The organism is Hymenobacter sp. 5516J-16, assembly GCF_022919335.1.
GTDB lineage: Bacteria > Bacteroidota > Bacteroidia > Cytophagales > Hymenobacteraceae > Hymenobacter > Hymenobacter sublimis.
Map to the genome: position 1 here is coordinate 3,266,842 of NZ_CP095058.1, position 23,003 is coordinate 3,289,844.

At 59.2% G+C, this 23,003-nt stretch carries 17 protein-coding genes, 2 tRNA genes and 2 pseudogenes; 8 read left to right on the forward strand and 13 right to left on the reverse strand.

Annotated features, from left to right (window positions below):
• Nucleotides 1–16: 16 nt before the first annotated feature.
• From MUN84_RS16255 to MUN84_RS16265, 3 genes are all read right to left on the reverse strand, one after another.
• A complete protein-coding gene (locus MUN84_RS16255; protein ID WP_244695081.1) occupies nucleotides 17–514 on the reverse strand; it encodes a hypothetical protein in 498 nt (165 codons plus the stop codon).
• Entirely contained in the window at nucleotides 463–2,784 is a 2,322-nt protein-coding gene (locus MUN84_RS16260; RefSeq protein ID WP_244695083.1) for a xanthine dehydrogenase molybdopterin binding subunit, read from the reverse strand. The genes MUN84_RS16255 and MUN84_RS16260 overlap by 52 nt, the downstream gene beginning before the upstream one ends.
• Before the next feature lie 184 nt (nucleotides 2,785–2,968).
• Nucleotides 2,969–4,411 carry an FAD binding domain-containing protein gene (locus MUN84_RS16265; protein ID WP_244695084.1) on the reverse strand — a complete coding sequence of 481 codons (1,443 nt, stop codon included), beginning with the start codon at nucleotides 4,409–4,411 and terminating at the stop codon, nucleotides 2,969–2,971.
• Between the two features lie 314 nt (nucleotides 4,412–4,725).
• Here MUN84_RS16265 and MUN84_RS16270 point away from each other — a divergent pair, with 314 nt between their 5' ends.
• The 4 genes from MUN84_RS16270 to MUN84_RS16280 all read left to right on the forward strand — a co-directional run bounded on the left by MUN84_RS16270 (nucleotide 4,726) and on the right by MUN84_RS16280 (nucleotide 9,757).
• A complete protein-coding gene (locus tag MUN84_RS16270) occupies nucleotides 4,726–5,676 on the forward strand; it encodes a hypothetical protein (RefSeq protein WP_244695085.1) in 951 nt (316 codons plus the stop codon).
• A gap of 126 nt (nucleotides 5,677–5,802) precedes the next feature.
• Nucleotides 5,803–6,060, forward strand: a complete 258-nt coding sequence (locus MUN84_RS23120) for a glycosyltransferase family protein (protein WP_262920550.1) — start codon at nucleotides 5,803–5,805, stop codon at nucleotides 6,058–6,060.
• Nucleotides 6,057–6,866, forward strand: coding sequence for a glycosyltransferase family protein (locus tag MUN84_RS16275; RefSeq protein ID WP_262920551.1), 810 nt, complete (start codon nucleotides 6,057–6,059; stop codon nucleotides 6,864–6,866). The genes MUN84_RS23120 and MUN84_RS16275 overlap by 4 nt, the downstream gene beginning before the upstream one ends.
• Nucleotides 6,867–7,069: 203 nt before the next feature.
• Nucleotides 7,070–9,757, forward strand: coding sequence for a cyclic nucleotide-binding domain-containing protein (locus MUN84_RS16280; protein ID WP_244695086.1), 2,688 nt, complete (start codon nucleotides 7,070–7,072; stop codon nucleotides 9,755–9,757).
• 12 nt (nucleotides 9,758–9,769) lie between these two features.
• Here the strand turns inward: MUN84_RS16280 and MUN84_RS16285 are convergent, their stop codons facing one another.
• From MUN84_RS16285 to MUN84_RS16310, 6 genes and pseudogenes are all read right to left on the reverse strand, one after another.
• Nucleotides 9,770–10,894, reverse strand: coding sequence for a transglutaminase-like domain-containing protein (locus MUN84_RS16285; protein ID WP_244695087.1), 1,125 nt, complete (start codon nucleotides 10,892–10,894; stop codon nucleotides 9,770–9,772).
• Nucleotides 10,895–11,169: 275 nt separating this feature from the next.
• Nucleotides 11,170–12,215, reverse strand: a pseudogene (locus MUN84_RS16290) (adenylate/guanylate cyclase domain-containing protein).
• On the reverse strand, nucleotides 12,205–12,603 hold the full coding sequence (locus tag MUN84_RS16295; protein ID WP_244695088.1) for a response regulator: 399 nt from the start codon (nucleotides 12,601–12,603) through the stop codon (nucleotides 12,205–12,207). The pseudogene MUN84_RS16290 and the gene MUN84_RS16295 overlap by 11 nt, the downstream one beginning before the upstream one ends.
• A gap of 53 nt (nucleotides 12,604–12,656) precedes the next feature.
• A complete protein-coding gene (locus MUN84_RS16300; protein WP_244695089.1) occupies nucleotides 12,657–12,908 on the reverse strand; it encodes a sensor histidine kinase in 252 nt (83 codons plus the stop codon).
• Nucleotides 12,905–14,032 (reverse strand): histidine kinase dimerization/phospho-acceptor domain-containing protein, encoded by a 1,128-nt coding sequence (locus MUN84_RS24045; RefSeq protein WP_317238982.1) that lies wholly within the window; start codon nucleotides 14,030–14,032, stop codon nucleotides 12,905–12,907. Before MUN84_RS24045 ends, MUN84_RS16300 begins: the two co-directional genes overlap by 4 nt.
• Before the next feature lie 80 nt (nucleotides 14,033–14,112).
• On the reverse strand, nucleotides 14,113–14,412 hold the full coding sequence (locus MUN84_RS16310) for a hypothetical protein (protein WP_244695090.1): 300 nt from the start codon (nucleotides 14,410–14,412) through the stop codon (nucleotides 14,113–14,115).
• Between the two features lie 166 nt (nucleotides 14,413–14,578).
• On the opposite strand from MUN84_RS16310, the gene MUN84_RS16315 reads away from it, so the two are divergent.
• Nucleotides 14,579–15,706, forward strand: a complete 1,128-nt coding sequence (locus MUN84_RS16315) for a HEAT repeat domain-containing protein (protein ID WP_244695091.1) — start codon at nucleotides 14,579–14,581, stop codon at nucleotides 15,704–15,706.
• Nucleotides 15,700–16,563, forward strand: a complete 864-nt coding sequence (locus MUN84_RS16320) for a peptidylprolyl isomerase (RefSeq protein WP_244695092.1) — start codon at nucleotides 15,700–15,702, stop codon at nucleotides 16,561–16,563. The genes MUN84_RS16315 and MUN84_RS16320 overlap by 7 nt, the downstream gene beginning before the upstream one ends.
• 78 nt (nucleotides 16,564–16,641) lie before the next feature.
• On the opposite strand, the gene MUN84_RS16325 is transcribed toward MUN84_RS16320, so the two are convergent.
• The gene (locus MUN84_RS16325; RefSeq protein WP_188558863.1) at nucleotides 16,642–16,983 is read right to left on the reverse strand and encodes a cupin domain-containing protein; all 342 of its coding nucleotides are present in this window, start codon (nucleotides 16,981–16,983) and stop codon (nucleotides 16,642–16,644) included.
• 172 nt (nucleotides 16,984–17,155) lie between these two features.
• Between MUN84_RS16325 and MUN84_RS16330 the strand changes: the two genes are divergently transcribed.
• Nucleotides 17,156–17,992 (forward strand): serine O-acetyltransferase, encoded by an 837-nt coding sequence (locus tag MUN84_RS16330; RefSeq protein ID WP_244695093.1) that lies wholly within the window; start codon nucleotides 17,156–17,158, stop codon nucleotides 17,990–17,992.
• Nucleotides 17,993–18,080: 88 nt separating this feature from the next.
• Nucleotides 18,081–19,000, forward strand: a pseudogene (cysK, locus tag MUN84_RS24665) (cysteine synthase A).
• 137 nt (nucleotides 19,001–19,137) lie between these two features.
• Here the strand turns inward: cysK and MUN84_RS16340 are convergent.
• From MUN84_RS16340 to MUN84_RS16350, 3 genes are all read right to left on the reverse strand, one after another.
• A tRNA-Ala gene (locus MUN84_RS16340) sits at nucleotides 19,138–19,211 on the reverse strand.
• 36 nt (nucleotides 19,212–19,247) lie between these two features.
• Nucleotides 19,248–19,321: transfer RNA gene (locus MUN84_RS16345), tRNA-Ala, on the reverse strand.
• A gap of 141 nt (nucleotides 19,322–19,462) precedes the next feature.
• Nucleotides 19,463–22,987, reverse strand: coding sequence for a TonB-dependent receptor (locus MUN84_RS16350; protein ID WP_244695094.1), 3,525 nt, complete (start codon nucleotides 22,985–22,987; stop codon nucleotides 19,463–19,465).
• Nucleotides 22,988–23,003: the final 16 nt, after the last annotated feature.

Here is a 23,003-nt window from a genome sequence, read left to right on the forward strand (position 1 = left end):
CCAAGCAGCGGCCGCTCTAGAGCCAGGCGGCGCTAAGGGCGTAGTACACGGCCATTACCCCGGAAAATACTGCGCTAACTACAAAGCGCCACTCCGCCGATACTCGGTTCTGGATATAATAATTTACCACCAGCGAAACCGGAATATTCAGCACAAACGAGCGGGTAGCCAGCGGCACCAGGTCCCAGGTAATCTGCTCCGGCTGGCCCGAAAAGAATCGGAGAAACACATAGTGGCGGGCAATCCAGAGCGGATTAAAGTAGGCCAACGACAAGGCCGCCCGCATCCATTTGGCGCTTAGGCTGGCGGAGGCGCTGGCGGGAATGCGCTGGTCGAGCCAGCGGAAATAGGCGGGCACTTCCCAGGAGTAGAGCAGGCCCCCAACCAGGGCCATGCCCAGCAGGCGGCCCCAGGAAAACTCGTGTAGTAAAAGCGCCGCGGCCGTGTCGCCGGCGGCGTAAATCAGGAATCCACGGAGGTGGTTGCGTAGTTGGGTTGAGCGAGTGAGGTCCAAGCGGCGGGGGTACTAGGGGCGTCGGGGTACAGATTAAGAAGAACTTTTTCGGGCGTCATTGGGGCCGAAAAAGGCAAAGGAGCGTCGGGGCGGAAGGCTCGCACGGCGTCGCGCAGGGCGAAATACGTGCCGATGCCGTACATGAGCGGCGGTTCGCCCACGGCTTTGGAGCGCAGCACGGCCCGCGGATGGCCGGGCGTATCCAGAAAATGCACGTCCAGTACTTTAGGCGCCGAATACAGGTCCGGGATTTTGTAGGAGTTCAGGGAGTTGCTTAGCAGGCGGCCTTCCTCGTTATACACGAGTTCCTCCAAAGTCATCCAGCCAATGCCTTGCACGGCCCCGCCCTCAATCTGCCCCCGGTCGATGGCTGGGTTGAGGCTCTGGCCAAAATCGTGGGCAATGCGCACGGCCTCTACCTCGTAGGTGCCGCGCAAACAGTCAACCCGCACGGTGGTCAGGGCCGTGCCGTATACGTGGTAGGCGAAGGGGTAGCCCTGGTTCGTGTCGGCATTGAAGTGCAGGTCAGGGGTAGCGTAGTGGGCGTTTTCCGACAGGCTGATGCGCTGCCAATACGCCGCCGAAACCAGTTTCTCCCAGGTTGAGTCGGCGGGCCGGCCGGCAGCCAGCACCTGCTCGTTCTCAATGTGTAGGCCTTCGTAGTCCAGCTCCAGCTCAGTGGCCGCTAGGCGGAGCAGCCGCTCGCGCAGAGCTAGGCAGGCCAGTTCAGTAGCTTTGCCGTTGAGGTCGGCGGTAGCGGAGGCGGCCGAGGGCGACGTGTTGGCGACGCGGGTAGTATTAGTGCTTTCTACCTTGATGCGGCTCTCGGAGATGCCCAGCGTGCGGGCCGCTACCTGCGCAATTTTGGTGTTCACGCCCTGGCCCATTTCCACCGCCCCGGTGCTCACGCCCACCGAGCCATCGGTGTAAATGTGCACCAACGCCCGGGCCTGATTCATGGCCGTTTTGGTAAAGGAAATGCCAAAGCAAATGGGCATCACAGCTAGGCCCTTCTTCACCAGCTTGTGCGCTCGATTGAACTCTTCCACCTCGCGGCGCAGGGTAGGCAAGTTGTAGAGCGTAGCGGCCGTGTCCCAGGCCTGCTCGGCGTGGCAGCCTTCGGTGGGCTGGCGGTACGGAAACAGGTCGCCCTCGCGCAGCAAATTGCGGCGCTGTATCTCGCTAGCGGCCAAGCCCAGCTGCTCGGCGGCGCAGGCAATAGCCGACTCGATAACGAACATGCCCTGCGGCCCACCGAAGCCCCGAAAGGCCGTGTTGGGCGGCAGGTTGGTGCGGCAGCTGTAGGCCGTAGCTGTCACGTTCGGGATGAAATAAGTATTGGTGGCGTGGAATAGGGTGCGCTCCAGCACAGCCGGGGAAAGGTCGGCGGCCGCGCCGGCATTCTGGAAGAAAGTCGCCTCATAGGCCACAATCTTCAGGTCGGCATCCAGCCCGATTTTAAAGTCGGAGGAGTAGGGGTGGCGCTTGCCGGTCATGCGCATGTCGGCCATGCGGTCCAGCACCAGCTTCACGGGGCGGCGGACCACGAAAGCACCCAAACCAGCCAGGGCACCCCAGGGCGTAGCCTGATCTTCCTTGCCGCCGAAGCCGCCCCCGAGGCGGGTAACGTCAACCTCCACTTGGTGCATGCCTACCCCCAGCACGCGCGCGATGTGGCGCTGCACGGCCGTGGGGCCCTGGGTAGAGGACACGATGCGCACCCCGCCCATTTCCGTCGGGAAGGCGTAAGCGCCCTGGGTTTCAATATACAAGTGCTCCTGCCCACCCGATTCGGCCACGCCCTCAAACACGTGCGCGCACCCGGCCCAGGCGGCCTCGGAGTCACCGAGGCGAAAGGTACGGGGCGGCACAATCAGCTCGCCCTGGGCCGCGGCGGCGCGCGGGTCAACGGTCACGGGCAGGGGCGCAATGTCTAGCCGGACGTGGGGCAGGGCGGCCTGGGCGGCGTGTTCTGATTCGGCTAGCACCAGGGCCACCGGCTGGCCCCGGAAGTGCACGTGCCCCTCGGCCAGCAGGGGCTCATCGGGCACGATACCACCAATCTGGTTTTCGCCTGGAATGTCCTGGGCCGTGATGATGCGCACCACGCCGGGCTGCTGCAGCGCGGCCGCTACATCAACGCTCAGCAGCTGCCCATGTGCCACCGGCGACTCTACCACCGCCGCGTACAGGGTGCCGTGCTGCACCGGGATATCATCGAGGTACTGAGACTCGCCGCGCACGTGGCGGGCCGGATCGAGGTGGTTCATGGACGGTGAAATAGTGAATGAGTAAGGCAGTGAATAAGTGACTGAGTAAAGTAGATCAACCAGCTGTCATCCCGAGCCTGCGAAGGACCTTGCTACGGCAGCACGATAATCGGTACAACGACATGTTCACGCGCGGTAAGATCCTTGGGCTACCGCCTCAGAATGATTGATCTACCTCACTCAGTCACTCATTCACTGCCTCACCAAAGTGGGCGGTGAGCAGCTGCCGGAGCAGCAGGCGCTTGTAGTGCTCGGTGCCGCGCACGTCGCTGATGGGGCTGATTTCCTGTTGGGCCAGCGTCAGGGCTTGTTGCACCGTCTCGGCCGATAGAGGTTGGCCCGCCAGCCACTCGCTGGTGCGGCGCAAGAGCAGCGGAATGGGCCCCACGCCGCCGGCTGACAGCCGCGCCTCCCGAATCATGCCGTCTTGAATCCGCAGCCAGGCGGCGGTATTTACGCTGGCAATATCCAGGTGAGTGCGCTTCGATACTTTCTCGAAGTTGAATACATCGGTGGGGGTAGGGGCCGCAAACCGGATTTCCCTCACCTGCTCGTCGGGGGCTTTAGCCAGCTGCTTGTAGCCCTGGTACAACTCCGCCAGCGGCAAGCTTCGGCGCTGACCTGTGGCATTTTCCAGTTCGATTTCAGCGCCCAAAGCCAGAAACAGAATAGTCAGGTCGCCGATGGGAGAAGCGTTAATGAAGTTGCCCGCCACGGTACCCATCTGTCGAATAGGAGTGCTGCTGACCAGCTTCAGAAAGCGAGGTAGGGCCGGCAGCGCCGCCAGCATCACCTCCGACTCCAGGAGCTGCTGAGCCGTGGTGGCGGCTCCCAGCACTATGGTGCCTGCCTCCGTGCGCCGGATGCCGCGCAGGGCTGGCTGGTTGTACAGCAACTCCACCGGCACGGCGCGCACCTGCTCCGGGCGCTGCACCAGCAAATCGGTACCGCCGCCTAGCAGTTGGGGCCGGGTTTCGGCTTGGCCAGCGGGCCCGGTTGGCGTCGGGGCGGGCGTTGCGTCGTTGCCGTGCGCGGCTAAGTCGCGCAGAGTGGCAAGTTTGCCGGGCATGTCGGCGAAGTAGGAGGGCACGAAGCCTTGGGCCGCTAGCCAGGGTAGGGAGGTAGCCGCCGGGCGCTGGGTTAGCTGCTCCTGCAAGTGCTGAGCGGCCCGTTCCAGGCTTTTGTAGCCGGTGCAGCGGCAGATATTACCGTCCATGGCCGCCCGCACCGATTCTGGAGTGCTGGGCTTGGGGCTAAGGGCGTGGCCAGTCAGGGACATGACGAAACCCACGGTGCAAAAACCGCACTGGGAGCCGCCTTCCGCCACAATAGCCTGCTGCACGGGCGTAAGCGCGCCGCGCGCCGCGTTAATGCCCTCCACCGTTACCACGTGCTTGCCGTGAGCATTGCCGAGCGGAGTCAGGCAGGAGGTCATGGCCTGGTAGCTGATTATATCGGCGCCCGGCGTCAGATCTCCCACCAGCACCGTGCAGGCCCCACAGTCGCCTTCGCGGCACCCAATTTTGGTACCCGTTAGGTGCTGATTGTAGCGCACAAAATCCAGCAGGGTACTACCAGCAGGCTGGGTGGTTTGGATGAGCTGGTTGTTGAGGTAAAAGTGGAGCATAGAGGCACCGGGAGCTAGAAACGGACAGGAAAGTTACGGTTTTTTGGCCGGTGGCGTAACATTACGGTAACAGGGTGCGCAGTATTCGCGCAGGCAGCTGAAGCTGACTTTCAGGCGGTGCGGGCTCGATTTCGGCCCGCGCCGCCGGCGCTGCACCCTGGCTGTGGCCAAAGCGCAGGGAGCGAAGAAGAGTGGCAGAAACCCGTAGCAGGTCAGTGTTCCTCATGCTTGCGTTCTACCTCGGGCTCTTTTGTCTACTTTCGGCTTGGTTTTGGCCCTGAGCCAGCATTCGTCGCGTCTAGCCTTTCTGCCCTATGTATTTTTTCTCCTCCTTCCGCTCCGCCCTGAGCCTGGCCGCCGGGGCCAGCCTGCTGTTTGCCGCCTCCTGCACTGCCCCGCGCGCTATCGTGAGTACGGGTAAGGTAACGCCCCGGGGCGAGTTCCGGGTGGGCGGCAACGTTTCTTTTAACGCTCCTACCCAAACCATTGGCAAGGTAGGATCAACCCTGAAATCGGCCGCCGAGAACTTGGCCAATAAAGCGGCTAACGATACCGTAAACTACAACCAGACGGTGGAAAAGCTGCAGGTGGCCGCCATTGCCTACGCCCTCGACCCGGTGCGGCCATCCTCTGACCTCTACTTGCGCTACGGGGTTGTTGAGCGCGTCGATGTGGGCTACAAATACGCCTTTGGCTCCCACGTTTTCGATGCCATGTATCAGTTTATGGGCCCCACAGGCACGCCCGAAAACCCCGGCAGCCGGGAGGCGGGCGCCACCTACGGCAGCATCGGCCTGCAGTACGCCACGCAGCGGGCCAAGCTGCCCAACATCCCGTTTCTGGATGATGTGAACACGCTCCTCGGCTTCAAGGCCACCCGCCATGATGTGCTGGTGCCACTAGTATTTAGCAAATCATTGGGCGTGGAAGAGGAAATTGGGGCTATTTCCTACGGGCTGGTGTACGCGCATACGTTTCTGCGCTACGGGCTCACGCCGGGCAACCTTTACAACGGCCCCGGTAGCAGCTACGTGACGGGCAAAGTGCCGGAGCTGCCCACGGCCCGGCGCAACTTTAGCTCCTTCGGGGCCTTCTTTAATGCCAAGCTGGGCTACCGCTACGCCTACGTCATTCCGGCCCTTTCGGTGTACTACCAGAACTATGGCGAGTTCCAGCTGCTGAACAACAAAACCACCAAGCTCAGCGGCTTTACCTTCATTCCGAGTCTGGGCCTGCAGTTCCGTGTGCCCTCGGGCCGCCGCTAACGGCCTTATGGCGCAGAAAAAGCCTGGCCTACTGGTCGGGCTTTTTTGTGCACAACTCATCGGCGCCGCTTCCCTACCTCTACCCCGGTTGCAGTACTTTCGCTGCATCATATTAGGAGTTACGCAATGAATATTCTGTACGGAGTGCCCGGCGAAGGGCTGGGCCATGCCACCCGCAGCAAAGTAGTAATCGGTCACCTGCTTAGCCAGGGCCACAACGTGTGCGTGGTGAGCAGCTCGCGGGCCTACCACATGCTAGCGGCCAACTTTCCCGGCCGGGTTCACGAAATTCGGGGTTTTCACCTGGCCTACAAAGACCTGACGGTGTCTAAGTCGCGCACGGCGACGCTTACCCTGCGCTCAGCCCCGAGAACTTGCGGGTGAACTTTCGCAAGTACCGGGAGCTACTCTGCGACTTCGAGCCCGAGGTGGTTATTTCCGATTTCGAGTCGTTCAGCTTTCTGTTTGCCAAGTGGAAGGGCCTACCCGTTATCAGCATTGATAACATGCAGATTATCAGTCGGGCCCAGCTAGATGTGCCGGTGCCGCCCCAGGAGCGACAAAACCTAGCCCTGGCCCGGCAGATTGTGCGGGCCAAGCTGCCGGGCAGCCGCCACTACCTGGTTTCCACCTTCTTCCGCCTGCCTCTGAGTAAGGAGCGCACCACGCTGGTAGCGCCCATTTTGCGGCCCGAGGTGTTGGCGCTCCAGCCCACGCGCGGCGCTCATGTGCTGGTGTATCAATCGGCTACCACCCAAAAAGACCTCATTGCCCAATTACAGCAGCTGCCCGACCAGGAGTTTCGGGTATACGGCTTCAACAAAGAGGAAAACCACGGCAACGTGCAACTCCGGGCTTTCAGCGAGCAGGGCTTCCTAGAAGATTTGGCCAGTGCCCGCGCCGTAGTAACCAACGGGGGCTTTTCCCTGATCAGCGAGGCCGTGTATTTGCACAAGCCCATCTGCGCCGTGCCCATTCCGGCGCAGTTTGAGCAGTTTCTGAACGCCGCCCAAGTGCAAAAGCTCGGTTACGGCCGCCACTTCGACGCCATTACGCCCGACAACCTGAAGGCGTTTTTGTATGATATCAACCGCTTTGAGGCCGCGCTGAGTACCTACGCGCAACAGGGTAATGAGGAGCTGTTCGAGGCCCTGGAGCACGTGCTGGCCAAGGTGCTGGTGGAGCCGTAAGCCAGTGCTTTTGCGCTGTTATTTTGCGCGCAGGAAGAATCCGGTTCAGCTTCTTAACCATTAACCCCGATTCCTCCCGGCACTCGGAATGACAACTAGGCTGATTTCGGCTGTTCCGATATAAACTCACCACCCGAAAAACCCATGTTGTGCCGCGCCAGGGTTCTATCTTGCGGCTTCTAGTTCTTACCCTCGAATTTGGAATGACACTACTTGCACGCTGGCAGCAGTTATTGGGCATTCGTCCTGAGGAAGGCCGCACGGTGGGGTTGTTCTTTCTACACAACTTCCTGCTGGGCATCGGTACCATTCTGGTGTACGTTTCGGCCAACGTCATTCTGCTGGAAAACCACCCGGAGCGCAACTTGCCCCTGGCCTACGGCGCGGCTGCCGTGCTCATGATTGCAGCCGGCAAACTGTACGCCCACTTTGAGCACCACCTGGGGCTGCAACGGGTAGCGGTGCGAGTGCTGCTAGCCGTAGTAGCCCTCACGGCCGTGCTGGGTGTGCTGGTGGCGGTGGGCCACTCCGTGTTGGCCGCCGTAGTGATTATGGCGGGCTACCGCGTGATTTACCTGCTGACTAACCTGGAATTCTGGGGGGTGTCGGCGGTGGTGTTCGATGTGCGCCAGGGCCGGCGCCTGTTCAGTGTCATCAGCTCCGGCGACATGCCCGCCAAGGCCCTCGGGGCCGTGCTAGCCATCCTGATTCATCATCATACGGAGCTGTTGTGGCTGCTACTGACTGCTTTTGGAGCTTACATGGGCGCTCTGCTGGTGTTACAGCAAACCAACCGCTCCCATTTAGTAGAAGCTCGCTCGGCGGCCCGCGCCCTGCGCACCGAAGCCGTGGCCCCGCGCCTGCAGCGCTGGTTCGGGAGCAGCCGCTTGGTCCTGACGATGTGCCTGAGCATGCTGGCGCTGGCGGCCGTCACTACGGGCATTGAGTACTCGTTTTTTGTGAATGTAAAGCACCGCTTCCACGACCAGGCCCTGGTAATGCGCTACGTGGGCGGCGTGCTGGCTGTGGCTTACTTGCTGGCCCTGGTGGTAAAGCTGCTGCTAACCGGTCAGGTACTGAATAGGGTAGGGGTGCGCGGGGTGTTACTGGCCCTGCCGGCAGTGCTACTGGCTGGCTTGGGTCTGTTTGGCCTACTGCCTTCCGCCGCACCCGATACGCTGGTGCTGTATTTCTGCGGCCTGTTTATCACGCTGGAAGTGCTGCGTCGCGCCGTTTTCGATCCGGTGTTTCTGGTGCTGTTTCAGCCCCTGCCCGCAGCGGAGCGCCTCGAAGCCCATACCCTGGCCAAGGGCTTGTATGAGCCGCTGGGCATGGGGTTAGCTGGGGTGCTGCTGTTTCTGCTGCCTAACCAGCGCGGCCTTACCTTCGGCTGGATGGGCCTGCTGGTGCTGGTGGCTCTGTTCTTCCTGCACCGCACTTACGGCCACTACCTGGCTGAGCTGCAACATGCCGTTAGTCGCCGGTTTGGCGCGGCGGAAGATGGATTGGACATCAAGGAGAAAGCGCCCCTGAATGGAACCCAAGCGGTAGTAACTTCCGCGGATATTCAGACGCACATTGCGGCCCTGGCCGATAAAGCAACCCGCGCGGCAGCCACCGACACTCTGCTTACTTTGGGGGAGCAGGCCCTGCCGGAGCTGCTAGCAACCTTGCAAACCAGCACCGATGAAACGACTATTCGGCGGGTAGCGCAGTTGTGCGGGCACTTGCGGCTGCCGGCCAGCCGGCGGGGGCTGGTAACACTGGCCCGGCAGCCGCACCTGTTCCGGCGCGAGGCGGCATTGCGGGCTCTACGGGGCTTTGCACCAACTCCCGCCGATGCGCCCATTTTTCAAGCCCTCGTACAGGAGGAATTGCGCCTCGCCCAACAGCTGCTCCACGGCTTGGCCGCCACTCACGACAAAGCCGTGCGAGCCAGCCTGGATTACGAGGTAGCCCGCGTGCAGCAGCGAATATTCGGGTTGCTCCAGCAGTTGTACCCGCCCCACCTCATTGCTGATGCCCAGCGCGGCGTGGCTCACGCTACCCGGGAGCGGCAGGCCAACGCCCTGGAGGTACTCGACAACCTGATTCCGCGGCCCGTGTACCAGGGCCTGCAAACCTTGTTGGAGGTAGCCACCGTCGCGGAAAAAGCCCGCGCTTTTGATGCCTTACTGGGCCCGCCCGCCGCTCCGCAGCCCTTGGCCATTACCATTATCCAGCGGGGAGAAGCCGCCTTCACCGACTGGACCATCAGTTTGGCCTTGCAACACTGGCAGCCCACTGCCACCACGGCAACCCTGCTGCTACCTCACCTGCACACCCCTAACCTGCTAATCCGGGAAACGGCGCTGGGCATGCTGGCCCGGCTGACCCAGCAGCAACCCGCTGCGCATACACACTTATTGGCCCATCACCCTGACCTTGCTTCTTCGCTTATGAGCCATTCCGCTACTACCACCGCGCATATACCGGCCACTGAGCGGGTAGCCGTGCTGCAGCGTACCGCCTTATTTGCGGCCACCCCGGCCAACGTGCTCAGCAGCATTGTGCCCATCATGAAGGAGGTGGAGTTTGCGGCGGGCCACCAGATTTTCGCCAAGGGCGACCTGGGTACTTCGCTTTTTATCGTGCACGAGGGCGAGGTGGGCATCTTTACTGGCTCCCAGCAGCTGGCTACCTTCCGCAAGGGCGACTTTTTCGGTGAGCTGGCTCTGCTCGATGCGGAGCCTCGCTCGGCCTCCGCTGTAGCGCAAACTCCGGTGGTAGCCTTCCGCCTAGATCAGGAAGACTTTTACGACGTGATGGAGGAGCGTGGCGAAGTGCTACGTAACATTCTGCGCGTGCTCTGCCAGCGCCTGCGCCTGCAAAACGAAAAGGTGCAGGCCTGAGGAGAGCAGTGCTTAGGGCTTCTGCCAGAACGCAGCCGCATTGCTGGTGGCGTAGGTGGTAAGGGTGGTCTTGTTGACTTGCATAGCCCTGAGCGGCTGTGGTTTGGCGCTGAGCGGCACCAGCCGGATGTACTCGATGCGCTTGCCGTCGGCGCGGGTTTCGGCGTTGTACTCGCTGCTCACGGGCGTTTCTAGCTGGTAGAGATTTTTGGCCATGTAGCTGTACAGGTATTCCTCCTTGGTCGTGGTTTGCTTGTGGTTCCAGTTGGCGGTGGGGTTTAGCAGCAGGGGCTTGCCGTTGAGCAGCCGCTCACGCACTTCCTCAATGCTGAGCAGATTGCCTTGCTCGTTCATCACGTAGGCGTCGTGGGTAGGGTCCATGTACAGCCACTTCTGCTGGCTCACGGAGTACACCGAGTTGATGACGTGGCTATCCACATCGGCCGTGTCTTTGGGCAGGCAGCCGATAAAGCGGGCCTTGAAGCCCATGGCCAGGTAGGCCTCGTTCAGTACCGTGGCCAGACCCCGGCAGTTTAGCCCGCGCTTTTCCCGCTGGCAGACCGTAATGAAATCCTGGGCGTTGCGCAGGCGCGGGTTTTCGTGGTTGCCGTCGTGGGGCACCAGCTCGTGCACCCAGTGCATCAGGTTAATCATCTGCGATACGTCTGTGCCGGCGCCCGCAATCGAGTCTAGCTTATACGTTTTGCGCAGCTGAGCCAAGTGCGCTTCTCCGGCGCTTTGGTAGCGGAAAGCCGGTAGCGCGGGGCCGCCCTGGGTAGCGTAGCCCTGCGTTTGTTGCAGAATGTAGCGGTAGTCGCCCTTCTCCCGCACGGCCAGCAAAGCCCGCTGAAACCTTTCGTCCGCCCGGATAAAATCAAGGTCAGTATCGGAACTAGCGTGGGCGTAGTTCTGATAGCCAGCTGCTACGGCGCCCTGAAACTTGGCTACCGCGGTGGCCCGGTCTTTGGCCAGGGAATTATAGCAGGCTTCGTTATAGTACAGGTTGGCCTTCAGTCCGCGGAACTCCTGCTTGGTAGGTTGGGGTAGAGCATCATAGGCCTGGTGCCACTGCCCGTACAAAACCAGCGCCTGCTGATACTGTTTGGCGGCCGTCAGGGGCTTGATTTTGGCGTGCATCCCGGCCGAGTACGCCTGGAACTCTTGGGGGTAGTAGCCTGCTGGGCCCGCAGCCCCGAGCCACCTAGCAGCAAACCAAGCAGTACGATTAAGAAGCGTTTCATGCGCAATATTCTATAAGTGAAGGCAATAAGTAGGTAAAGGATGAGCCCGTTTCAGTATCAGTTGCCTGCCGCCTTCGAATATAAATATTTAGGTAATACTACACCGACGTCGTCCTGCTAGCATTGGAAAACCTGCTGGCAGGACAACGTCGGCGCAAGAACCGGAAAGGGCTAGGCCACTACCTCGTAAATCATGACGGGTTGGGCCTTGTTCTTCAGGGTTACTTCCTTGATGGGCCGGCACTGGAACGACTCGCGCAGGTGCTGGTAGGTAGCCTCCGTAACAATTACCTGCCCGGGCTGGGCCACGGACTGCAGCCGCTGGCTGACGTTGACATTATCCCGATAACGGTGTAATCCAGGCGCTTAAGCGAGGCTGAGCCGATGTTGCCCGATACCATTTCGCCGGTGTTGATGCCAATGCTGACCTCGGGTTGGTAAGCCTGGCCGTTGGGCAGGGTATGCTGGTTGGCCTGCACCACGGCGCGCACGGCCAGAGCGGCGTCCACGGCGCGGTCGAGGTGGTATTCGCCCCGGAAAACGGCCATGACGGCGTCGCCCATAAACTTGTCCACGTAGCCGCCCTGGGCAATAATTTCCTTCACCATCTGGTCGAAGTAGGTATTGAGCATGGTTACTACGGCCGAAGCCGGCAGTACTTCTGAAAGTGAGGTGAAGCCGCAGATGTCGATGAAAACCACCGTGGCTTCCACCGTTTCGCTGGCCATGAGCGTGTTCTCAAAATCGGGGCGGCCGACGAAGTTGAGCACCGTCTCGTCCACGTACATCTTCAGAATGTTGTTTTCCTGGATGGCTCGTAGGGTTTGGCGCAGCTGCTGCACGTGGTGGGCCGTTTTCTCCATGGTTACTTCCAGGTCCTGAAAATCCACGGGCTTCGTGACAAAGTCGAAAGCGCCCCGGTTCATGGCCGTGCGGATGTTTTGCATGTCGCCGTAAGCCGATACCATGACCGTTTTCAGCACCGGGTTGGTTTCCTGCAGCTTGGTAAGCAGCGTAAGCCCGTCCATCACGGGCATGTTGATGTCGGAGAGGATGATGTCCAGATCGGGGTGGTTGCGCACGCTGGTCAGGGCTTCCTCCCCATTGCTGGCAAACACGAATTCGTACACATTCTCCCGGATCTTACGCCGAAATTTCTGCTTGATGAGAAGCTCCAAATCGGCTTCATCATCCACAACCAGAATCTTAGTTTTCATGGCTAGCCAGTACGAGAAGTTTGTCCTTGAGGGCCGCAAAATCTACGGGCTTGGTCAGGAAGTCGTTGGCGCCCAGGGCCAGGGCCTGCTCCCGACTTTCCGTGTCGCCGTAAGCCGTAATCATCATGACCAGGGGCGAGGCGGGAGGCGGGGGCGCGGTGTACTCCTGCTTGATGTGCTTGAGCAGCTCCAAGCCACTCATGCCGGGCATGTTGATGTCGGACAGAATCAGCACTACTTCTGAGGCGTGCTCGTGCAGGTAGGTTAGGGCTTCCTCGCCGGAGTAGGCAAAGGAAAAGGACAGCACCCCGCTACGGATTTCCCGCCGGAAGCGCTGCTCAAATAGCGTCCGCACGTCGGTTTCGTCGTCTACAACCAGAATTTTCATCGGAAACAAAGCTAGCAGAATCGGGAAGGAGGAAGGGAAGCCGCCGCGCGGGCCTAGGCCGGCAGCGTGATAATAAACGTAGTGCCGCTGCCCTCGGTGGTTTCTACCGTGAGCGTGCCGCCGTGGCCTTTCGTGATGATGTCGTAGCTCAGGGAAAGGCCCAGGCCCGTGCCCTCACCCGTGGGTTTGGTAGTGAAAAATGGCTGGAATATTTTGTCTACTACGGCCCGCGGAATACCCATGCCGTTGTCGCGCACCTGTACTTCTACGTCGCCGTTGGGCAAGTGGCGCGTGCTCACCGTCACGATGGGGAGTAGCCGGGCTGGTTAAGCTCCTTGCGTTTCTGCACGGCGTAAAACGCATTGGTAAACAGGTTGAGTAATACCCGCCCCACGTCCTGCGACACAGCTTCTACGGTTCCAAGGTTGGGGTCAAAGTTCGTGACGAGGGTAGCGTTAAAGCTCTTGTCCTTGGCCCGCAGGCCGTGGTAAGCTAGGCGCAGGTACTCGTCGGCCAGCCCGTTCAGGTTGGTGGCTTGCCGCTCGCCGGTGCTGGCCCGGCTGTGCTCCAGCATGCCCCGCACGATGCTAGCGGCGCGCTGCCCGTGGTGGGTGATTTTCAATAGGTTTTGCTTCAGGTCAACGAGCAGTTCGGCTTCCAGCTCCGGGTCGCGGGTAGGGCGCTGCTGTTCTTCTTCCAGCTCCGTTATCAGCTCTGCGCTAACATCAGAAAAGTTAGTGACGAAGTTGAGCGGGTTCTGAATTTCGTGGGCAATGCCGGCGGTCAGCTCGCCTAAGGAAGCCATTTTCTCGGCTTGAATAAGTTGAGCCTGAGTGGTTTTTAGCTCCGTCAGGGCTTCGCGCAGTTCTTCGGCTTGTTGGGTGAGGGTAGCGGTGCGCTCGGCAACTAGCCGCTCCAGCTCCTGGTTGTGGGCCGCAATCAGCTGGCGGGCTTTTTCCTCTTCTTCCCGCTCCAACCGCTCCTTTTCCAACTGCTTTTTCTGGCTGCGGGCAATGAGCAGGAACGTAAACAACCAGATAAAGGCAAAGCCCTTGGAGTTTTCAAACGTGTCGTCGTACTCCTCCAGAATGCTGCTGCTCAGGGCCGGGAGCAGCAACTCCAGAACCGAATACAGCACGAAAGGAGCCACGGCCAGCAGCAGCGTACGGGCGGGCCGGTAGTGGCGCAAATTGCTCAGGATAACTGTTACGACCCCCAGCACAAAGAGCATATACAGCTCATCCAGCTGGTCGGACTTCCAGTGCACTGCCCGCGCCACCACGAACAGGGCCAGGCCCGGAGCCCAGATCCAGTTGAGCAGGCGGTTGATGCGAGGCAGCCGAGTAGGCAAATCCAGAAACCGGCGCAACCCGCGCACGATAAACAACGCCACCACCACGCTCAACAACACGTCCGCATTAAGATCCATGGGCAAAAGCAGTTCGGAGAGGGCCGGAAGAGGGGTGAAAGGTAGAAGTCAGACAAAGAAAAGCAAGCTGCCTGGTCGGTTTACTTCGGCTTGCGGTCGGCCCAGATTTTGGGCAGCGGAATGGTCAGAATCAACACCGGATTGCTGGTGCGGGCCTTGCTAGGGGTAGCAAGTGTTTTGAGCTTGCCCTTCTCCCGAGAAGAAAGAATGCCCGCGTACTCCCCAATGACGCCTACAACGGTTGGCAGCGTTACGCGCACAGTAAGCTCCTTCTGCGTGGAGCCGGCGGGCAAAGGCTCCTGTGGCCGGCTCTGGGCCCAGCTGTTTCCCGCGTTCAGCAGCAGAATACAGGCCAGTAGGAATGATTTAGAGCCGGGCATGGATAAGGTAGTGTTGCCGTAAAGATGCTACTATAAATAGGTTTCCCTACATGCTGATGCGGAAATAGCGGGCCATAGCAGGCATGGGTAGAGAGGCCAGTACCATGCAGATGCCGATGGCCGCGGTGTAGTTGCTTGTCATTGCAATTTCTAACTTAGGCCGACCATGACCTACTTCGCCCTGTGCCGGGCCGCTGCCGCAGCAGCGGCCAGCGGCTACTTGCTTACTGCCTGCGCGCCCCATACTCTTTCCTCTACCACTCCGGTTGCCCTCAACCAGTTTGCCGCCGACAGCGTGTTGCGTCGCATTGCCACGGCCCAGGATGAGCGCCGCGCGGCCGCGCTGCTACCCTACCTCAGCCGCCCCGAGGCCACCTACCGCCGCGCCGCCGCCGAAGCCCTGGCCTCAGTCCAAAGCAAGGAGGCTACCTCCCCACTGCTCACCCGGCTGCGCGAAGATGCGGATGCTACCGTGCGACGGGCAGCCGCCTACGCCCTGGGGCAAACCGCTGATTCCACGGCGGAAGCTGGCCTTGCCCAACGCATCAGCGCCGAGTCCGACGGGGTAGTACGCCGCTACGTGCTGGAGGCCCTGGGGCGCTGCACCTCCCGGGCCGGACTGCTGACGCTCACCCGCCTACCCCCCGCGCTGGCCACCGACACGGCCGCCCTCAGTGGGCAAGCCTGGGGCCTATACCGGGCCGGCTTACGGGGCCTGACTTCGGAGGCAGCCGTTAGCCGGCTGGTGCAGCTGGTAGGGCGCAGCAACCCGGTAAGCGCCCGGCTGGCTGCGGCCAATGCCCTGGCCCGCACCCGCGGCATCAACCTAGTTTCTTATGCCGCTACCCTTGGCACGGTGGCCCAGCAAGATGCCCACTATGCGGTGCGGAGCGCCGTTACGGCTGCCCTCAGCAAAGCCGCCACCGCGCCCACCGTGCCAGTTCTGCTGGCCACCCTGGCCCGGCGCGACCCAGATTACCAGGTGCGGGTGAGTGCGCTGCGGGCCATGAATGCGCAGATGTACGCCCCAGTAAAGGAAGCCGCCTGGCAGGCCCTGACGGATCCTAACGCCCAGGTAGCTTTGTCGGCCGCCGAATTCTTTCTAACCCACGCCACGAATGAGCCTGGCTCCGTGTTTTTGGAGAAAGCCAACCGGCTGGAGCAGTGGCGGGTGCGGGCCACCTTGCTAGCGGCTGCCCTGCACCAGTCCAGCCCGGAGCAGGCTGCCATCCGGGGGGCAGTGCAGGAACGCTACGCTGCCACCCGGACCCCTACGAGAAAGGCTATTTGCTGAAAGCTCTGGGCGAAGACCCGGCGGCATTCGACTTCGTGCAGCGGGCCACCTTCACCCCAGGGCAACCCCTGGTAGTGGGTACCTACGGCATGGAGGCCCTGGTAGCTATGAGCCGGCAGCCTACCTTCCCGGCCGGCCGCTACCCCGATCTGGCCCTGGCCCTGCGCCAGGGAGTGCTCAGCCGAGATGTAGCCGTAATGGGCACGGCCGCCGAGGCCATCCGCGACCCAAAGCTGAACCTGCGCAAGCTGCTGCCTAGCCCTGATTTCTTGATTCAGGCCCGCGACCAACTAACCTTACCCCGAGATTTGGAGGCCTGGCAGTCCTTGCAGCAAACCATCGACTTTCTGCAGAACCAGCCCGCCACTACTGCCCCCGTAGCCAAAGCCGCTACGCACCCCATTGACTGGGCCCTCGTCAGCACTATTCCGGCCGGGCAGCGGGTGGCGGTACGTACCAGCAAAGGCGACGTGGTGCTACGCTTGCTGGTGGAGCAGGCCCCCGGCTCGGTGGCTAGCTTTGTGGAGCTTACCCAGCAGGGCTTTTACAATGGCAAAAACTTTCACCGCGTCGTGCCCAACTTTGTGGCCCAGGGCGGCTGCCCCCGCGGCGACGGCTGGGGTAGCTCCGATTACAACCTACGCTCCGAGTTTGCTGATGTGCGCTACGGGGAAGGGGCCGTGGGGTTGGCCTCGGCCGGCAAGGACACCGAGAGTTGCCAGTGGTTTATCACTCACGCCCCCACGCCCCACCTAGACGGGCGCTACACCATTTTCGCGCAGGTAGTACAAGGCATGGATGTTGTCAGCCGCCTCGACATTGGGGACCGAATTGATCGAGTAGAGCTGATTAAATAAGTCACGGCAGACCAGTGTAATACCAACGGCCCCTCTGCGCTATGCAGTGGAGGCCGTTGGTATAGCTGCTAGTAGGAATTACTCCTCGTCGCGGCCGTGGGCTTGAGCGGGCGGGGTAGTGGCTTCCACCGCAGAAAAGGCTTCCAGTATTTTGTAGGTGTGCGAGGCGCCCTTGGGCACTACCCAGGAGTTGCCAGGTTCCAGCACCACCATTTGGCCCTCAATGTGCAGCTCGGCCCGGCCTTTCAGCACATAGCCAACGGTTTCGTAAGGGCGGGCGCTGGGCTCTTTGGCCTCGCTGGGCTGCTCGTCTTCCCAGAGGCGCATGGCCACGTGTACGCCAGAAGCCAGGTATTTTTCGCCATCGGCGCCAGTAGGGGAGAAGCGGGAATCAACTTTAGTGATGGTGGTATCAGCCATGAGAAAGGAAAGGTAAAGTGAAGGAGGGGTAACTGCTTTGCTAACGCGACCAATTGGGGCTGGGTTACTACCTTGCCCGAATCCTAAACCTTCCGTCCCGTCGGCGGTTGAAAAATGTCGCGGCTCGGTGCTGCCCGCCGCTTTGCCGCCTGCTCGCAGGCCCACGTTGCCCATGCTTTCTGCCAACCACCAGTTTATTCAGGCCCTGACCCAGGCCCATGCCCACACGGCGGTGCCCCTGCCTGCCGAGGGCTTTTGCCAGCTAGCCGAACACCTGTTGCAGGTGCTGTTCCCGGAGCGCTCGGCCCGCCCCTTGCGCAACCCTGATGCCGTAGCTGCTACCCTCGACCAACTCCAGAACGATCTGACGACCTTGCTCCGGGCCGTGCCCACGCCCGAACCCGCAGCCGAACTGGCCGGCAGCCTGATGAACTCCCTGCCGGCTCTGCGTGCTATGCTGCTCCAGGATGCCGCCGCTATTCTGGCCGCCGATCCGGCCGCCCAGGGTTTGGCTGAGGTAGTAGCAACCTATCCGGGCTTTTACGCCATTGCCATGCACCGCTTCGCCCACGGGCTGCATCAGCGTGGCATTGCCCGCGTACCCCGCATCCTAAGCGAATACGCCCACCAGCGCACGGGCATTGATATCCATCCCGGCGCCCGCATCGGGCCTTCCTTCTGCATCGACCACGGCACGGGCCTGGTCATTGGCGAAACCTGCGTAATTGGGGCCCACGTCAAAATTTTTCAGGGCGTGACATTGGGAGCCTTAAGCGTAGCCAAACATTTGCAGGGCATCAAGCGCCATCCTACCATCGAAGATAACGTCGTGATTTACGCCGGAGCCACTATTTTGGGCGGCAGCACCACGGTAGGCAGCCATAGCATCATTGGCGGCAACGTGTGGCTAACTGAGAGTGTACCCTCGCACTCGCGCGTTTACCACCAGGCGCACATCCACGTCACCCGCTCCCAAGACCCCACCGAAGACATCACCTTTTCGATTTAACGAACCTTCATCAGTTTGCCACTTAGCAGTCGCTATGCTAGACTGTAGTAGCGAGCTTCTTCTTTCCTCCTTACTTCTCTTAACTACCATGAAAGCCACTTCCATTCTGGATACCATCGGCAACACGCCGCTGCTGCGCCTGAACAAATTGTTCGCCCACCGCCCCGACGTGGAGGTCTGGGTCAAATTGGAACGCGCCAACCCCGGCGGCAGCATCAAGGACCGGATTGCCCTAAGCATGATTGAGCAGGCCGAGCGAGACGGTATCCTATCGCCCGATAGTATGATTGTGGAGCCTACCTCAGGCAACACGGGCGTGGGCCTGGCCATGGTAGCGGCCGTAAAAGGCTACCAGCTGACGTTGGTGATGCCCGAAAGCATGAGCATTGAGCGCCGGCGCCTGATGGCTGCCTACGGCGCTAACCTAGAGCTTACCCCCGGGAAAAAGGCATGAAGGGCGCCATTGAAAAAGCCCACGAACTGGTGCGTGATACGCCCGGCGCCTGGATGCCCATGCAGTTCAGCAACCCCGCCAACATCAAAGTGCACGCTGAAACCACTGCCCAAGAAATCCTGCGTGATGCCCCCGAGGGCTTTGACTTTCACATTACGGGGGTAGGCACCGGTGGCCATATCACGGCCGTAACGGAAGTTCTGAAGCCTCACTTCCCCCAGATGAAAACCTTTGCCGTGGAGCCGGAACTCTCGCCCGTTATCAGCGGCGGCGCGCCAGGTCCGCACCCCATCCAAGGCATTGGAGCAGGTTTCATCCCGGATAACCTACACACCGAAATACTGGACGGCACCATTCAAGTAAGCCAGCAGGAAGCCTTTGAGTACGCCCGACGCGCAGCGCGGGAGGAGGGGCTGTTCATTGGTGTTTCTTCCGGCGCCTCCCTAGCCGCTGTTGCCAAGAAGCTCGCTGAAGTACCCCAAGGGGGGCGCGTACTTACCTTCTGCTACGATACCGGCGAGCGGTACCTCTCAGTAGAAGGGCTATTTGTATAAACAATAGCTAGCCTCCTAATAACACGAAGGCCGCTTCCAGCTAATGGAAGCGGCCTTCTACTTTTTCACTATCAAAAAGTAGATAAAGCTTAAAACAAAAAAGCCTGACCGGCAGGTCAGGCTTTTATAAATGGGAGTGGAGAATATCGGAGTCGAACCGATGACCTCTTGCATGCCATGCAAGCGCTCTAGCCAGCTGAGCTAATCCCCCGACAGGTAAAAACCACTCATCAATTATGAGTAGCAGTGGAGAATATCGGAGTCGAACCGATGACCTCTTGCATGCCATGCAAGCGCTCTAGCCAGCTGAGCTAATCCCCCAAGACACAGTTAATACCAAACAACCTTTTGTATTTGGTTTGGCAAAAGTACGGTAGGTTTTCGATTCTACAAGTAAACGGGTAAAAAAAAGTGGGCTGCCGATATCGGCAGCCCACTTTTAGGTGGATAAGTGGCTGAAAATTAGTTGAACAGGTAGCGCAGCCCTACCTGAGCCTGCCAGCGTGAACCAATACCACCAGTGTCGTCGCGGAAAGTTCTCGACAGCGGGGTTCCGGGCGTTACCACGGTAGTAACGCCTCCAGTGGTAGTAGTAGCGGGATTCGTCAGATAACGATACTCAAATACCGGCTGACCCTGCGCATTGTACCCAGCCCAAGTCAGCGGGTTTACCCGGTTAGCCGTCTGGAAAGTGCCCCAGTCAGAGTTGATTAGGTTACCAACATTGAAAATATCAATGCTGATCTGCAACGCATTGCGGTTCTGACCAATGTTGGTGAAGATGTCTTGCAACAGTCGCACATCCAAACGATTCTGCCACGGACGAGATGCCCCGTTACGCTCAGCATATTGACCACGGTTTTTGCTCAAGTACTTGTCTTGGCTGATATAAGCATCCAGGTCAGCCCACTGCTGCGCTGCACTGTATGTTACCCCGTTGGTAGTAATTGGACGTAAGTTGATTTCGCTCTGGTTGCGAGGAATGTACATCAGGTCGTTGGCGTTTTGGCCATCACCATTCATGTCACCCGAGTACACATAGCTGAAACGCCCAGCTGGAGCAGCCTCGTAGAACAACGAGATAGTCGTACCCAAGTGGTTCAGGTACTCCCGACGGTACGAAGCCGAAGCTACTACTCGATGCTGCTGCAGGAAGTTTGAATAGCCTAGTACATTGGCGTTGGGGTCACCCGATACCTGACGGTCGCGCCAGATAGACTGAGCAATTGAGCCACCATCATTCACCGAACGAGCGTCCGAGTAAGTGTACGCGGCGCTGGCGTAGAAGCCACCGGCGAATGATTTCTGCAACTGGCCAGTCACGAAGTACGAATAACCCTTGTTGGTATTCTTCATCAGAATAGCATCGGTGATATTCGGACGAGCTGCCGTGTTGCCACCTTGCGCTGCCGGTACAGAGCCGTAGATGCGGTTATTAGCCGTGGATACAACTACGCCGTTTGACGGAGTGCCGCTAAAGGTATAGAAGATTGGACGTGTGTCAGCACCGTTGGATCGGGCGAAAGGTGCAGCTTCAGTACCAGGCAGGTTTACGTTCTGCTGGTACACGGCGTTGAGGTCTTTGGTGTAAAGGGCCTCAATCGTACCGATGATGCCACCGGGCAATTCCTGGTCAATGGCGATGTTAGAACGCCAAACCTGCGGGAATTTAAAGTCTCGGTCAGTAACAGCCAAGTTATACTGGGTGTTAGCAGCTCCACCAACCGGACGGTAAGCATCTACATTCGGATCGAAGGGGAAAACAGAGTTGTTCGGGTTTGTTGTGGTGCCCGTAGTGGTAGCTACTGCGCCCCGGCGGTCGAAAGAACCGAACTGCACACCATTGTTGCCTGCTTGGTTAGACAACCACACGAAAGGAATACGGCCAGTGAAGATGCCCGTACCACCACGGACCTGTGTTTTCTTATCATCGTTCGGGTCCCAGTTGAAGCCGATTCGAGGAGAAAGTAGCACAGTGCGGTTAGGAAGCTTATCCGTCTCTAACCGTACACCATCACGGAAGACTAGATTGGCTGCGTTTTCGTTGCGAGCAATATCGGAGTAGATAACCGGCAGGTCACCGCGGATGCCGACGGTTATTTTGAGGTTATTGAGTGGTGACCATTCATCTTGCGCATACAGGCCGAATTGGGCTGCCTTTGTCACCGCGAATGGGAAGGAACCATCAGGACTAGTCGAATACTGCAACTGGTAGCGCTGAGGGCCTTGCAAAGGAGGTGCACCTGCACCGGTAGCACGCGGGGTAGGAACACCATTCACTATGGCGTACCCATTTGGAGCCTCCGCCGTGCGAGCCGAAGCATAGAAGTCGGCGAGAGAGTTGAACTGGTAGTTACCGTAGTAGTTTGGCGCAAAACCGTTGCTGAACTCGTACAGTTCATTATAGGTACCCACCGTCACGTTGTGTTTACCTAGATATGCGGTGAAGTTGTCACCGAACTGGTACACATCGGAGTTCAGAATGTTGAAAGCCGAGAACGGCTCGTAACCAAACGACGTAAGCGTGTTGCTAGCAGTAATGGCCGCTAAGTTGTTACCCGTGCTCAAGTTGTCGCCATTACCAATATCAACCAGCGGGAAAATGCCACCGGAACTCTCACGGAAGTCACGGAAACGAGAGTAACCAGCAGTGAAATTGTTGGAGAATCGGCTTCCAAACGTGCTGTTCAACTCAGCAATATAGGAGTCGAGGTTGTTGTTGATAGTATAGTACGACGAGAAGAAAGGAAGACCAAATTGGGTTTGTGCCCGAACCCCGCCAATAGCATTAGAAGTGCTAGGTGGAACATCTGACAACGAACGGAGGTAGTTGTATTTGATGTTCAGGCGGTGGTTATTGGAAATGTTCCAGTCTAAGCGCGCCGTTGCTTTTTCGCTGTTCGAGCGCTGCTTGTAGCCCTCGTAGCTACCAGGATTAAAGCCATATTTCTCCTGCAGGAAAGTGCTAAGCGTATTCAGGTCGGACGCAAAAACACGGGAAGTCTGCGAGTTGCCACCAGGCTCAGGTGTTTGACCAGGACGACGCGCAATGAAGTTGCCACTGGGTGGGTCATTGCGAGTTTCTTTCTCCGCATTTAGGAAGAAGAATAGTTTGTCCTTGATAATGGGACCACCAACTCGGAAGCCATAGTTCTTAAGATCAAACTTAGGATAATCCGATTCTACATCACCTACCTTGTTACCTACCAAGTTTTGGTCACGGTAAAAACCATAGATAGACGCCTGTACTTTGTTAGTGCCCGAGCGGGTTACGGCGTTAATGCCAGCTCCTGTAAAGGAACCCTGGCGAACGTCGAAAGGCGCAATACTTACCTGAATTTGGTCAATAGCATCTAGCGAGATGGGCTGCGCCCCAGCTTGGCCACCTACTGTAGATGAAAGACCAAACGAGTTGTTGAAAATCGCCCCGTCGATAGTAATGTTGTTGAATGCACCACTACGACCGCCAAAACTCTGACCGTTGGCCGAGGGAGTGAGACGCGTGAAGTCATTAAACGAACGGTTCAGAGTAGGAAGGCGTTCGATCTGCTCACGCTGCACCGTAGTAGCTGCGCCGGTGCGGCCGGCGTTGATAACCGGATCCTGACGACCAGTTACTACTACTTCACCCAGCGTTTGCTCTGATTCACTCAAGTTGATATCGAGGCGCTGGTTCTGACCTAAGGTCAAAAAGATGTTTTCACGCACGGCCTCTTTATAGCCTACGAAAGACACCCGAATGGTGTAGGGCCCCCCTACACGCATATTCTGCAGGTTGAAGCGACCTTCCGAGTTAGTAGGCGCCACGTACTGCGTGTTGGTGGGCGTGTGCACGGCAATGACCGTAGCCCCGGGCAAGCCCTCACCCAACTTGTCGGTGATGACACCGTTCATTGCCGACGTGGTGGTGCCCTGCGCCCAGCTCATGTGTGCTGACAAAACTGCCAGCGGCACTAAGGCTACAGAGGCGTAAAGATTGCGTCTCATAAAGGGGGATTGGTGA